The sequence below is a fragment of the Limnobacter sp. UBA3528 genome (assembly GCF_002377005.1).
Classification (GTDB): Bacteria; Pseudomonadota; Gammaproteobacteria; order Burkholderiales; family Burkholderiaceae_B; genus Limnobacter.
This window is the reverse complement of sequence record NZ_DFOZ01000008.1, coordinates 1-13,097: the sequence shown is the minus strand read 5'-3', so window position 1 is coordinate 13,097 and position 13,097 is coordinate 1. Positions and strand designations below refer to the sequence as shown.

Genomic DNA, 13,097 nt, shown 5'->3' with positions numbered 1-13,097 from the left:
GGTTTGGACAGCAGGGGGACTGATTGCAAATGATGAATTCATATAAACCTCTGTTGTGGGTAAGGACTGCTGAGTAGTCGCTTGCATGAAGTGGTTCCATTCCTGTTCAGAACACCCCCACCCATTTGTAGCCCCCAATTGCCCCACCTGAAATAGTTCATTAAACGAAGGTTTCCTGATACATTCAAAACACAAGAACAAACCACACACGCAATGATCGTTTACCCTGTCAGTTTCCCTGTCGGATTTATTAGTGCTGAAAAAGATGTTGTCTCGTCTGTCGGACAGCTTGTTGCTGAGTATATTGGGAGTGCTGCAGGGTTTGAACAGCCTAACGACTGCGGATTGATTTCCAAGATTGGACGCGGCCAATAATCGGAAGCGTTAAGTGAGGAAGAACCAAAGAGATGAGGGTTTTAATTCTCCCAGCGAAGATGCCACGGCGCAAAAAGCAGAGCAACGCTTATCAGAGTTAAGTTAATGCCCAATCCGGCAAACGAGAGCGACGCCGCACAATCGCGACGCACCTCACTTCTACGTCATTCACAGTCAGTTTAATGCTGCACTTAAGACTATCAAAAACAAAGACTGTATGGCCGCTCCGGCCGAAAATAAGTCGCTCATTTCACCGCAACAGAACACATAAATCATTTAGGATTAGCGGTCCATTTGTAGCCCGCTTTTTCACACACCAGCTTTTTCACCGCACCCAGTTTCAACGTTTCACCTTCCGATCTAATTCGAGCAAGTCGTCCCAGCGCCTCCGCCTCAAATTCAGCTACTTTTGAATTTACTTTCATCGTCTCCACACACCCTATTTAACATCACCTCCCCAGCACATTAATCACCAGCAATAAGCGAAACAAAAAGCCTTCTTGACAAAATTACGCCATGCGTTTAACATCCGTCCTAAGGACGGATGTTAAACGCATGGCAAAAAACAATAAAGTAATTCAACTCGAAAATATAGCCACAACCATTGCTGCGCAGCTGGCCAAACAAACTGGCCCAGCTGTTACGCAGTATGAATTGGCTTGCCTGGTATATCAATGCCTGCCGAATAAAAAATCAACAATCGCAGCTACAAAAAAACAACTCGAAGAAGTTTTAAAACTACTTCAACAATTCCACTTAATACGTCCCATTGAACCCTTTGCAGAAACACGCGGGTACCAGCTGTTTGGGCATGAACGTAGCACAGCAATTGAACTTGCATGCAGCCTGGATCCTTTCGCGTATGTGTCACACCTTAGCGCAATGGAACACTACGGCTTAACCGACCGCTTCTCGCAGTTGGTTTATTTAACGCGGCCAAAAGCTTCTGAATGGGCAGCATTGGCCAAGGCAAAAATGAACCGCGACCTTGGGCAGCAAACTGAAAATTTTCTGAAACTGGGTTATTCAAAACTAATTCGCCCTACTTTCAAAAAACTGTCTGGAATTACTGTGCACCTGCTTGAACGTTCAAACCAGGGCGCCTTTCGCACCACAGCACACAGCAGCCTGCGCGTTGCAACAATTGGTCGGGTTTTTCTGGACATGCTTCGAGAACCCGCTTTGTGCGGTGGCCTGCAACATGTTGTAGACATGTACACCAACCATGCCAAAAAGTACTTGCCATTTGTTGTAGATGAACTGAACACCCACGGTGCACCAATTGATAAGGTTCGGGCTGGCTACCTACTGTCCGAGATTTGCAAGCTTGACCACCCAGCTTTTGCCGACTGGGAAAAGTTTGCACAGCGGGGTGGATCTAGAAAACTTGACCCCGAGGCAGAATTTGAGCCATTTTTTTCAGATCGTTGGAAGCTATCGATCAACCTGCCCTCTTTATTGAACAACGAGAACACTTTTGAATAAGCAGATTGAAACCCTGAATGTAGCCGAATGGGTTGCCAGCGCACCCTTAAAGCAACAAGCTTTTCGGGAGGCTGTTCATCTCGTGTTGTCTGCAATCGGTAGCAGCGCGCCCCTTCGAACGCAAATGGTGATGAAAGGTGGAATGTTAATGGCCATTCGCTATAACAGCACCCGCTTCACCCGCGACGCCGATTTTTCTACTACGGCACTTTACCAACAAGGTAACGAGAAGGAATTGACTGAAGAACTTGAAGCCCAAATTCAATACTTCAACCAACTACTTTCTTACAACACCCACTGCACCATTCAATCTTCGAAAATAAACCCACCTGGCAACAACCGCACTCACCCTACACTTAACCTGCGAATTGGATATGCAGCACCAAGCAACCCATCTGCCATGCGCCGCCTCATTGCAAAGCAGTCCCCACAAGTTGTCGAAATTGATTTCAGCTACAACGAGGCAGTACTGGATATTGAAATGCTTCGACTGAGCGACCTTGACGAACTGCATGTGTATAGCTTGGTCAATTTGATGGCGGAGAAATATCGGTCGCTGCTGCAGCAACCCATCCGGAAAAGAAACCGGTATCAAGATGTTTACGACCTTTACTTTCTCATCGAGAAAGCACCGCTCACTGACCATGGGGAACACATCGATTTACTGGAATGCATACAAACAACTTGTACCACCAAAGGAATTGAAGCCACACCAAACAGCCTGAGAGACCCAGCCGTGCAAAACATGGCGGCAGATGGCTACCGCACTCTTGCAAACGACATTCAAGATAACCTGCCCGAATTTGATTTAGCTTACTCCAAGGTACTCGAGTTTTACGAAAAGTTACCATGGCAAAAAACTGAAAACTAAATACGGGGGGGCTCCATCCCCCTTTCCTTTTCGAAAAACCGCTTCATTTCTACCCCTTAAAATCTTTCACGCATACTGCGGCTAGCCTATTTTTTATTTTTCTGCCGCATGAACACCCAAGCCCGCACATTTCACGAAGACCACCTGAAGCGCAAAGTGCAATCGCTACAACTCGCCTACACCCGTGCGCTGAATAGCCACGATGGTTCAGCGCCGCTATACCTGCATCAGGAAATGGATTTTCTGGGCCACTTTGAACTCGACGCCCAAGTAAGCCTGGCGATGGTGCCCGAGATAATGCAGCAAGACCCTGTGGCTGGGGTCATGCTGATGACCTCGCAATTGAACACACAGCAAACCAGCGCTTTGGCCACTGCTGTTGAAAAGGGCACACTGAACGCTGCCCTGCTTGCTCAGTTGTTTGGTGCAACCAACCTGCCTGGCAACCTGGCCAATTTAATTGAAGCTGCGGCTAAAGCGCGCTTTACTTCAAAAATGAAAACCGAATTGCGAGCCACACTGGCCAGCGGTAAATCCCGCACGGTGAAGCTGGGCAAAGGTGTGGAATTGAAAACCCTGGGCCTTAAAGGTCCCAACCAGTTTGGCAAACACGCCGATGTGCTTATTCGGGTTCGTCAAACCAACGCCAAACAAATTACCTTGCTGGAGAAAAATCAATTTCAGCAAATCAGCAAGAACATGAGTACCAAATCACTGGGACCCAATGCATTCAAATACGACAAGGTACTCAGCTTGAGCCGACAAGCCTCGGATGAAATGTGGGAGTTGCGCAGGCTGACCGGAGCACCCTGGTTAAGCTCCATCAAAGTTGGTGCTGTTCTTGGCCTAGCGCCAACTTTGATCAGCGACATCATGAACAACTACAACCACCACGCCACTTTGGGACAACGTTTCAACTGGCAACAATTCGGTGTAGATACTGCAACCAATCAAACCGGCAATTTGCTGGCAATGGGTGGAGGTGCAATGGTGGCAACATTGGCAATCGCAGGTGGCTTAGCTGGGGCGCCGTTGGTCATAGTTGCCTTAGGCGCTGGTTTATTGATTGGGGCACTTTACCAAGCCACTGACGCGGATGACTGGGTAAAGAACAAAGCAAAGATTCTGTTCAACTAATCAAAATTAGGACTGAATAATGTCACTCAGCGCACCACCGCCTCAACATAACTTTATCGCGATTCTGTTAAGTAGCTGCTTTGTCCTGCTTATGGCAGAAATCCCGTTTTTGTTGACTACAGACAGGGCCATTTCAGATGCGATTTTTGCGATCACACTTAATTTAATGCTCTCTTTTGCACTCTGGTACTGGTGGCTTTTTGGAAGTAAAAGACCCATTCGCTCTGTCTTGATTTTTCAGTTTTCTCTTTTGTTAATCGTGCATCCATTCATCATCGGCGTACATCACTGGGATCTTGTGAGTGGCTCTGGTGACATGTTGGCATTGAGTGGTTGGATTGAATTTATCAATCCAAACTTCGCCCTTCTCGTACTGCTTACTTCCACATTGGGAGCCTACGTAATCGCTCGAAATCGATCAGATCAACAATCTTTACGATCTTATTCAACCATCGAATGGACTTTATTGACCATCGACCTAAAGAGCCGAACCTTCGGCTCAATGAAAAATCTTCCTTTCATTCATTGGCTATATTGGCCACTTTGCTTAATAGGTGGAGCTTATCTTTTTTGGTTTATCAATGAATTTGCAGATCAACCTGGATTAGTCTCAAACGTAAAAATAATTGGAATTGTTCAGATGATCACAATGATCCTCGCCTATCGTGTCGGACTATTTCTAGGTGAAGGTTTCCGCTTAATTCAGATTGAGAAAATGACTCCAGGCACTCGGTTCCATCTGGAAAATTTCGATGAATTCATGAAATGGCGCCACGACTACGTGAAGTACCACCTACCCGCCCCAATCCGCAAACTTAACCTGCGCTTGTTCAACCAGCATGTGGAGGCGTATGAGCGCCTCCAGAACAAAGTTAAATCTTCACGCACTTAATACAGTTGAAACCGGCGGTGACGGCTGCACCGCCCGTGCCATCGCCGTTTTGCGGCTTGTATTCTTCCTTGTATTCCGTGAACGCGAAGCTGACCACCTCAAGGTCACCGTCGTCGCCAGCGCCCAGTGAAATATCAATGTCACTCACCATCACGTCTTTGAAAGTAATGCGCAAATATTCAAGCGGAACAAGGCCAGATTTTCTCTTGGTCAACACCATGGTGTCGTAAAGCTGACCGATACAGGTTTGTGCATGCAGCGTGGGGGAAGCACGGTCCACGCGCTTTTCAACACGTAAAGATTTCACTTCCGCGCGCCCTGCTGGGGCCAACACGCCACCATTGGCACCCACCGCCACTTGCATGCCCCAACGTGCACTTAGCAGCTCCATTTCGCCCGCGTGCTTCAAGTCAACCGACTCGCCTTTCACATTGCCCAATTTCAAAAACAGATCTGCTGACATGGTGCCCCAACTCCAAGAATTTAAATAATCAGGAAGTGTAGTCAGCCAGCGATAGAGGGTAGAAATTTAGGTTGCTGCCACCCACTCAGGGTGATACTTGAAAGGCCCAATAAAAAAGCAGCCCGAAGGCTGCTTTCTTTTACATCACGGCTTGCAACTGAAAAATTAATCCCAGCTCAATGCACCACCGGTTTGGTACTCAGTCACACGGCGTTCGAAGAAGTTGGTTTCTTTCTTCAAGTCCATCATTTCGCTCATCCATGGGAATGGGTTGGTTGCGCCTTCATACAAGGTGCCCAAGCCAATCTGGTTGGAACGGCGGTTGCAAATAAACTTCATGTATTCCATAAACTGGGCAGAATTCAAACCCAACACGCCGCGTGGCATGGTGTCTACGGCATACGCGTGTTCAAGTTCAACAGCCTTGCGGAACATGGCCTTGATCTCTTCCTTGAACTCGGGTGTCCACAGGTGTGGGTTTTCCAGTTTCACGGTGTTGATCAGGTCGATACCGAATGTGCAGTGTGCAGACTCGTCGCGCAAAATGTACTGGAACTGCTCGGCAGCACCAATCATTTTGTTCTGGCGGCCCAGCGCCAGAATTTGCACAAAGCCCACGTAGAAGAACATGCCTTCCATGATGCAGGCAAAAGCGATCAGGCTCTTCAGCAATGTTTGGTCTGCTTCAAGCGTGCCGGTTTTGAATGACGGGTCAGTCAACACATCAATGAACGGCAGCAAGAAATCGTCTTTGGCCTTGATGCAGGAAATTTCGTTGTACGCGTTGAATGTTTCCGCTTCAGGAATACCCAGGCTTTCTACAATGTATTGGTAAGCATGGGTGTGAATGGCTTCATCAAACGCTTGGCGCAGCAAAAATTGGCGGCACTCGGGCGCTGTAATGTGGCGGTAGGTACCCAGCACAATGTTGTTGGCAGCCAGTGAATCGGCTGTTACAAAAAAGCCCAGGTTACGCTTCACGATCAGGCGTTCGTCTTCGGTCAAACCATTGGGGTCTTTCCAAAGCGCAATGTCGCGGTCCATGTTGATTTCTTGCGGCATCCAGTGGTTGGCGCACTGGCTCAGGTACTTTTCCCAAGCCCACTTGTACTTGAAGGGCACAAGCTGGTTCACATCGGTGGTGCCGTTAATTACGCGCTTGTCGGCGGCGTTTACACGGCCAGCCTTTGCACCTTCAGCGGCAGGCTGCTGCACCACAGGGCGCGCAGCTTGTTGATACAAGCCCTGGCTGGCTGCAGGCGCAGCAAAACCCGAAGCCACAGAACCCATGGCAGGCATGGCAGGCTTGGCCGCTGCTGCTGTTTTGCCCATGGTTGCATCAAATTCATCGTCCCAAGACAGCATATTTTTTAACTCCTTAACTAATACACTGTATAAAGTCACAGTGTCATTATGTTCATTTTTATTCACTTGGGCAAGTCTTGGTCACTTGCCCAAATCGCTGGTCTTTTATTCAAACTTTACTGGCAAGCTTCGCACTCGTCGAAGCCCGCATCGCCTGGGCGCATGGTGCACACCTTGCCTTCAATTTCTTGCTCAGGCAGGTTAGGCACCAAGCCAGTGGCCGGGGCCGATGTAAACGCAGCAGACGCACCGCCTTCCGCATTCACGGAATTCAACTCACCACCGGCCAAGGTTGATTTCTCAGCATGCGTGGCACCAATAGTGCGCAGGTAGTAAGTGGTTTTCAAACCGCGAATCCAGGCCAGTTTGTACGTGTCGTCCAAACGCTTGCCGCTGACACCCGCCATGTAAATGTTCAAGCTTTGGCCTTGATCAATCCATTTTTGGCGACGGGCTGCAGCTTCAACCAGCCAGCGTGGGTCCATTTCAAACGCTGTGGCGTACAGGCGCTTCAGGTCTTCTGGAATCCGGTCAATCTTCATGACCGAACCGTCGAAGTACTTCAGGTCAGAAATCATCACTTCGTCCCAAATGCCCAAGCGCTTCAAGTCGCGCACCAAGTGTTCGTTCACGATCGTGAATTCACCACTCAGGTTCGACTTCACATACAGGTTCTGGAATGTGGGCTCAATGGAAGCCGCTACACCAATAATGTTGGAAATGGTTGCCGTGGGCGCAATGGCCACGCAGTTCGAGTTGCGCATGCCGTGCTTCTTGATGCGTGCGCGCAGTGCGTCCCAGTCCATACGGCTGCTTGTATCCACTTCAACATAACCGCCACGCTCTTCTTCCAGCAGCTTCAGTGAATCCAAAGGCATGATGCCCTTGTCCCACAGCGAGCCCTTGAAGGTGCTGTAAGCACCGCGTTCGGCCGCCAACTCAGTCGAGGCTTCGTAGGCGTAGTAGCAAATGGCTTCCATGCTTTCATCGGCGAATTCAACTGCATCACGGGATGCATAAGGCTTGCGCATCATGTGCAGTGCATCCTGGAAGCCCATCATGCCCATGCCCACAGGGCGGTGACGCAGGTTGGAATTGCGCGCCTTGGCCACTGCGTAGTAGTTGATGTCGATCACGTTGTCCAGCATGCGCATGGCCACGCCCACAGTTTTCTGCAGCTTCTCGTGGTCTAGCACCAGCTCGCCGTTGTCGGCGGGCTTCAGGTGACGCGTCAGGTTCACGGAGCCCAGGTTACACACCGCAATTTCATTCTCGTTGGTGTTCAGGGTAATTTCTGTACACAGGTTGGATGAGTGCACCACGCCCACGTGTTGCTGGGGGCTGCGAATGTTGCAAGGGTCTTTGAACGTAATCCAGGGGTGGCCGGTTTCAAACAGCATGGAGAGAATCTTTCTCCACAGCTTGGCTGCTTCCACGGTTTTGAACAATTTCAAATCGCCACGGGCGGCTTTCTCTTCGTAACCCACGTAAGCCTTTTCGAAGGCTTTGCCGTACAGGTCGTGCAAATCGGGGCAGTCGGATGGGCTGAACAGGGTCCAGTTACCACCTTCCATTACACGCTTCATGAACAGGTCAGGAATCCAGTTCGCAGTGTTCATGTCATGCGTGCGGCGGCGGTCGTCGCCAGTGTTCTTGCGCAATTCCAGAAACTCTTCAATGTCCATGTGCCAGGTTTCAAGGTAGGCACACACCGCGCCTTTGCGCTTGCCACCTTGGTTCACGGCAACAGCCGTGTCATTCACCACTTTCAGGAATGGCACAACACCTTGTGACTTACCGTTGGTGCCCTTGATGTGGCTGCCCAAGGCACGAACAGGCGTCCAGTCATTGCCCAGGCCGCCGGCAAACTTGCTCAACAGTGCGTTTTCTTTGATGCCTTCATAGATATCGTCAAGGTCGTCACCAATGGTGGTGAGGTAACAAGAAGACAGCTGCGAACGAATGGTGCCGCTGTTGAACAATGTGGGCGTAGAGCTCATGAAGTCGAATGTTGACAGTACTTCATAGAATTCAATGGCGCGTGCTTCGCGATCCACTTCATTTAAGGCCAGGCCCATGGCCACGCGCATGTAAAACGCCTGTGGCATTTCAATGCGGGTACCTTCTACGTGCAGGAAGTAGCGGTCGTACAGGGTTTGCAGACCAAGGTAATCGAACTGCAAATCGCGTTCGTACTTCAGGGCCGCGCCCAATTTCTTCATGTCAAACTGGGCCAGGCGATTATCGAGCAGGCCAGCGGCAATACCTTTCTTGATGAACTGGGGGAAGTACTCGGGGTACACCTGCGCCATTTCATCTTGCGCAATTTCGCGGCCAATAATTTCACGGCGAATGGTGTGCAGCAACAGGCGCGATGTAACCAGCGTGTAGCTGGGTTCATTCTCGATCATGGCGCGTGAGGCCAGAATTGCCGACTTGAACACTTCGTCGATTTTCACGCCGTCGTACAGATTCTTCAGGGTTTCTTTCTGAAGGTGTGCAACGTCAATTTCATTCAAGCCAACGGCAGCACTCTCAATCAACGCTTTCAGTGCTTCAACATCGAGGGGGCGCTTGATGTCGCCGTCCATTACATTCAGAGCATGCTGCTCGGCTTGCTCAACCTGCTTGGCTGCGCGTTCTTGCGCACGGCGCTCGCGGTACAACACATAGGCGCGAGCCACTTCGGCTTCACCAGAGCGCATCAGGGCCAGTTCAACCTGGTCTTGAATGTCTTCGATGTGGAAAATACCACCGGAAGGCTGGCGACGAACCAAGGCATTCACCACGCTGCCGGTCATCTGTTCAACCAGTTCACGAATGCGTGCAGAAGCAGCACCCTGGCCACCATTCACTGCCAGAAATGCTTTGGTCATGGCCACGGCAATTTTGCTGGGCTCAAAACCAACCACGGCACCATTTCGGCGAATAATTTTGTAGTTTGAGTACGCGCTGTCAACCACAGGCGCTGCACCAGCAGGCTTAGAGGTGGACAAGGGCGCATCAGTTGCCAAATTGCTCGCCAAATCTGAGGTTCCATGGCTAGTTAGCATGCATCTTTCTCCTGGAATAAACGTGTTCTTGAGGGTTTGTTTTTGTAGTGGGGTAAAACTGGCAACCACTATATCTTGTGTTTTGTATGTGGCTTGGAACTAATTGTAGTGGTCGAAACACGATTTGGCAAACACTTTCTTATCCCCAACTTGTGCACAGAGTTATCCCCTGTGAACAACTTGTGGACAAGCATGGGATAACCGCAGTGCAACAAAAAAACGGCCTTTTAAAGACCGTTAATCTGAAGTTCGTAGGTGTTTGATTTGCGTAGACCTTTCCAGTCAAAGAAGGGTCCGGGGTCGGTTTTCCGGGTGGGTGCTATCTCGCTGTGCGCCATGGCATATTTCAGTGGATAACGTGCTTGTAACTCCAAAGCAAGGCGCTTCAGGCTGGCGTATTGGGTCTGCTCAAACGGGGTGTAAATATCGCCCAGCAACTCAATGCCGATTGAAAAATGATTGAAATTACTGCGGTCCATTGCGGCTGAAATTCCGGCATGCCAGGCCCGTTTTTCACACGAGACAAATTGAGTCACAGACCCATCCCGATCAATCAGAAAATGAGAGGAAACATGCAGGCCGATCAACTCGCCAAACGAGGCATGGGAATGGCAATCGAGCCGATTCAAAAACAGGTCGGTGATTAAGGCGGAGTCTCGCCCACGCTCGGGCAAGCTGATGCAATGAACAACCAGGGTATCCACCACAGTGCCCATGGGGCGTGCATCCTGATTGGGGCTTTGCAGGCGGTGTACCCAGTCTTCTTCAATCCAGCCTTCGTCCAGCCACATGGCCTGCCCCTTCGTTAGCGAACTTTCTCTCCGGCCGCCTTGGCATGCTCCATGCCGCAATAAAAGCGCCCCTGCATCATCACGCCCTCAGACATGGGGCTGTAAGCGCCGCAATGCTGGCAAGGCATGATCTCTTCCTGGGTTTTACGGCCCAGATTGCCTTTTTGTTTAACGTCTACACCGGGTTTTTCACCCAATTGTTTGCGCTGCCAGCTTTTGAAAAGAATCCAGGCCACCAACGCCAGGCCCAGGAAAAACAGAATACGACCCATCAAACTGCCCTTTTCAAAATAAATTCCAGCACAAACTGGGTACCAAAATAAGCCAATACCAACACCGCATAGCTGCCCAAACACCAGCGCAAAGCCACTTTGCCACGCCAGCCAAATACCACACGCCCGCCCAGCAATACCGCGAATGAACACCATGAAATGATGGCGAACAGGGTTTTGTGATCAAATCGCCAACTGCTGCCGCTCCACTCTTCAGAAAACAGAAAACCTGTGATCAGGGTGAGCGACAACAACACAAAGCCCGCCCAAAGCTGCCGGAACAGAATCGACTCCATGGTGAGCAGCGAGGGCAATTGATCCAGAAGCCGTTCCCGCAGCACGCGGTTTTCCTGATTGGATGCCACTGGCTGGTGCAGGGCTTTTTCCTGAAAGGCCATCACGATGCCATGGGCGGCCGCAATGCCCAACAAACTATAGGCTGCCAGTGCAATCAACAGGTGCAACTGAAACAAATGATCGCCAGCCATGCGAATTGCAGCGTCTTCGCCCATCCACAGTGGAAGCAAAAACACCACCGCACACAGCGGAAACACAATTAACTCAAGCAGTGGCACACGATTGAAAAAACTTTCAACAAAGGCGACCAAAGAGGCCAGCCAGGCCACGCACATCAAGCCAAGAACAAAACCGAAGTGCATGCCATCGGTTTGAAACAACAGGGTGCCCAACAAATACCCCGACACCAGCAAGGCCAAAGCAACCAACGCACGGTTTAACCCTGCAGGTGCAGACCATTTGCCGAAAACGTTCAGCGCCGCCAATCCACCCGAGGCGGACAGCAGCGGCACTGCGAGCGCGTACAATATTGTGTTGTTCATACCAATCAGTTTACTCGATTCATAGCACGAGTCAGGGGCACCACACGATGTTTGAAAACCTCTCCGATCGCCTAACGCGCGTTGTCAAAAATATCAAAGGCGAAGCCCGCATTACCGAGGCCAACACGCAGGAAATGTTGCGTGAAGTTCGCTTGGCGCTTCTGGAGGCCGACGTGGCCCTGCCCGTGGTGAAAGAGTTCATCAATCAGGTGAAGGAACAGGCGCTGGGCGAGGAAGTGCTGAACAGCTTAACCCCCGGCCAAGCCCTGGTGGGCATTGTTCACAAGCAGCTAATCAAGCTGATTGGCGAGAAAACAGAAGAAATCAACCTGGCCGCGCAGCCCCCGGTGGTGATTTTGATGGCAGGTTTGCAAGGTGCTGGTAAAACAACCACCACCGGCAAGCTGGCCAAGTATTTAAAAGACAACCTGAAAAAGAAAGTGCTGACCGTTTCAGCCGACGTGTATCGCCCTGCGGCGATTGAACAGCTAAAAACAGTCAGCGGGCAGGCAGGCGCCGAGTTCTTTCCTTCCGACATCACTCAAAAACCAGTCGACATTGCCTTGGCGGCGCTGAACCACGCCAAACGCCAGTTTTTTGATGTGCTGATTCTGGACACGGCAGGCCGCTTGGGCATTGATGAAGCCATGATGAATGAAATCAAGGCTTTGCATGCAGCGGTGAACCCGACTGAAACCTTGTTTGTGATCGATGCGATGTTGGGTCAGGATGCCGCCAACACTGCCAAGGCCTTCAACGAAGCCCTGCCCCTGACTGGCGTGGTACTTACCAAAATGGACGGCGATGCGCGTGGGGGTGCCGCCCTTTCCGTGCGCCAAATTACGGGCAAACCCATCAAGTTCATGGGTGTGGGCGAGAAGCTGACCGGCTTTGAAAAATTCCACCCTGACCGTGTGGCGGGCCGAATTCTGGGCATGGGCGACATCGTTTCCTTGGTGGAAGAGGCCAAAAAAGGCATTGACCAGCACGAAGCGGAAAAACTCGCCAAGAAACTGAAAAGTGGCAAGGCTTTTGATTTAAACGACTTTTTGGCGCAAATCAGCCAGATGCGAAACATGGGTGGCCTGCAAGGGCTGATGGACAAATTGCCCAGCCAACTGATGAAAGGTGCGGGCGATGTGGATGCCACCGCCGCAGAAAAGCAGATGAAGCGCACCGAAGCCATTATTTTCTCAATGACCATTGCCGAACGCACCAAGCCCGATATTTTGAAAGCTTCCCGCAAGCGCCGCATTGCTGCGGGTGCGGGCGTGCAGGTTCAGGAAGTAAACCGCTTGCTGAAACAGTTTGAGCAAATGCGCGACATGATGAAGAGCATGCAGAAAGGCGGACTGGCCAAGTTGATGAAAAAAATGGGTGGCGGCGGAAAAGGCGGCTTCCCTGGAGGCGGCATGCCACCGGGTGGCGGGTTTCCAGGCATGTAATCGGCTTGGGTTTCAATCTCTCGCCTGCCGGTTAACTGCCCGATCGGCTTGGGTTCCGATCTCTCGCCCGAAAACCTGTTGATCCCTTGCTGAGCCTTGCGATGCCTGA

Annotated in this window: 12 protein-coding genes; 5 read left to right on the top strand and 7 right to left on the bottom strand. The window is 50.7% G+C overall.

What is annotated here, in order from left to right; translation table 11 throughout:
• Window positions 1–647: 647 nt before the first annotated feature.
• Window positions 648–800 (bottom strand): hypothetical protein, encoded by a 153-nt coding sequence (locus B4N58_RS01890; RefSeq protein ID WP_291745300.1) that lies wholly within the window; start codon window positions 798–800, stop codon window positions 648–650.
• Between the two features lie 130 nt (window positions 801–930).
• Between B4N58_RS01890 and B4N58_RS01885 the strand changes: the two genes are divergently transcribed.
• The 4 genes from B4N58_RS01885 to B4N58_RS01870 all read left to right on the top strand — a co-directional run bounded on the left by B4N58_RS01885 (window position 931) and on the right by B4N58_RS01870 (window position 4,760).
• Window positions 931–1,860, top strand: coding sequence for a hypothetical protein (locus B4N58_RS01885; RefSeq protein ID WP_291745298.1), 930 nt, complete (start codon window positions 931–933; stop codon window positions 1,858–1,860).
• Complete coding sequence (locus B4N58_RS01880; RefSeq protein ID WP_291745296.1) at window positions 1,853–2,731, top strand: nucleotidyl transferase AbiEii/AbiGii toxin family protein; 879 nt, start codon at window positions 1,853–1,855, stop codon at window positions 2,729–2,731. Before B4N58_RS01885 ends, B4N58_RS01880 begins: the two co-directional genes overlap by 8 nt.
• A gap of 108 nt (window positions 2,732–2,839) precedes the next feature.
• Window positions 2,840–3,868, top strand: a complete 1,029-nt coding sequence (locus B4N58_RS01875; RefSeq protein WP_291745294.1) for a hypothetical protein — start codon at window positions 2,840–2,842, stop codon at window positions 3,866–3,868.
• Between the two features lie 19 nt (window positions 3,869–3,887).
• On the top strand, window positions 3,888–4,760 hold the full coding sequence (locus B4N58_RS01870; RefSeq protein ID WP_291745292.1) for a hypothetical protein: 873 nt from the start codon (window positions 3,888–3,890) through the stop codon (window positions 4,758–4,760).
• Here the strand turns inward: B4N58_RS01870 and B4N58_RS01865 are convergent.
• From B4N58_RS01865 to B4N58_RS01840, 6 genes are all read right to left on the bottom strand, one after another.
• Entirely contained in the window at window positions 4,741–5,223 is a 483-nt protein-coding gene (locus B4N58_RS01865; protein ID WP_291745290.1) for an Hcp family type VI secretion system effector, read from the bottom strand. The two genes, B4N58_RS01870 and B4N58_RS01865, sit on opposite strands and share 20 nt — an antisense overlap.
• A gap of 165 nt (window positions 5,224–5,388) precedes the next feature.
• Window positions 5,389–6,588 (bottom strand): ribonucleotide-diphosphate reductase subunit beta, encoded by a 1,200-nt coding sequence (locus B4N58_RS01860; protein WP_008250466.1) that lies wholly within the window; start codon window positions 6,586–6,588, stop codon window positions 5,389–5,391.
• A 116-nt stretch (window positions 6,589–6,704) separates the two neighbouring features.
• Complete coding sequence (locus B4N58_RS01855; protein ID WP_083797156.1) at window positions 6,705–9,641, bottom strand: ribonucleoside-diphosphate reductase subunit alpha; 2,937 nt, start codon at window positions 9,639–9,641, stop codon at window positions 6,705–6,707.
• Between the two features lie 227 nt (window positions 9,642–9,868).
• Window positions 9,869–10,432: a 1,6-anhydro-N-acetylmuramyl-L-alanine amidase AmpD gene (gene ampD, locus B4N58_RS01850; protein ID WP_008250463.1), complete on the bottom strand. Its 564-nt coding sequence runs from the start codon at window positions 10,430–10,432 to the stop codon at window positions 9,869–9,871.
• A gap of 14 nt (window positions 10,433–10,446) precedes the next feature.
• Complete coding sequence (locus B4N58_RS01845) at window positions 10,447–10,704, bottom strand: PP0621 family protein (protein ID WP_008250461.1); 258 nt, start codon at window positions 10,702–10,704, stop codon at window positions 10,447–10,449.
• A complete protein-coding gene (locus tag B4N58_RS01840; protein WP_008250458.1) occupies window positions 10,704–11,543 on the bottom strand; it encodes a cytochrome C assembly family protein in 840 nt (279 codons plus the stop codon). Before B4N58_RS01840 ends, B4N58_RS01845 begins: the two co-directional genes overlap by 1 nt.
• 47 nt (window positions 11,544–11,590) lie before the next feature.
• On the opposite strand from B4N58_RS01840, the gene ffh reads away from it, so the two are divergent.
• Entirely contained in the window at window positions 11,591–12,988 is a 1,398-nt protein-coding gene (gene ffh, locus B4N58_RS01835; RefSeq protein ID WP_008250457.1) for a signal recognition particle protein, read from the top strand.
• Window positions 12,989–13,097 lie beyond the last annotated feature (109 nt).

What these genes read in the sequence shown, in the direction of transcription:
- B4N58_RS01890 (WP_291745300.1), bottom strand. Translation starts at nt 800, where the DNA reads ATGAAAGTAAATTCAAAAGTAGCTGAATTTGAGGCGGAGGCGCTGGGA.
- B4N58_RS01885 (WP_291745298.1), top strand. Translation starts at nt 931, where the DNA reads ATGGCAAAAAACAATAAAGTAATTCAACTCGAAAATATAGCCACAACC.
- B4N58_RS01875 (WP_291745294.1), top strand. Translation starts at nt 2,840, where the DNA reads ATGAACACCCAAGCCCGCACATTTCACGAAGACCACCTGAAGCGCAAA.
- B4N58_RS01870 (WP_291745292.1), top strand. Translation starts at nt 3,888, where the DNA reads ATGTCACTCAGCGCACCACCGCCTCAACATAACTTTATCGCGATTCTG.
- B4N58_RS01865 (WP_291745290.1), bottom strand. Translation starts at nt 5,223, where the DNA reads ATGTCAGCAGATCTGTTTTTGAAATTGGGCAATGTGAAAGGCGAGTCG.
- B4N58_RS01860 (WP_008250466.1), bottom strand. Translation starts at nt 6,588, where the DNA reads ATGCTGTCTTGGGACGATGAATTTGATGCAACCATGGGCAAAACAGCA.
- B4N58_RS01855 (WP_083797156.1), bottom strand. Translation starts at nt 9,641, where the DNA reads ATGCTAACTAGCCATGGAACCTCAGATTTGGCGAGCAATTTGGCAACT.
- ampD (WP_008250463.1), bottom strand. Translation starts at nt 10,432, where the DNA reads ATGTGGCTGGACGAAGGCTGGATTGAAGAAGACTGGGTACACCGCCTG.
- B4N58_RS01845 (WP_008250461.1), bottom strand. Translation starts at nt 10,704, where the DNA reads ATGGGTCGTATTCTGTTTTTCCTGGGCCTGGCGTTGGTGGCCTGGATT.
- B4N58_RS01840 (WP_008250458.1), bottom strand. Translation starts at nt 11,543, where the DNA reads ATGAACAACACAATATTGTACGCGCTCGCAGTGCCGCTGCTGTCCGCC.
- ffh (WP_008250457.1), top strand. Translation starts at nt 11,591, where the DNA reads ATGTTTGAAAACCTCTCCGATCGCCTAACGCGCGTTGTCAAAAATATC.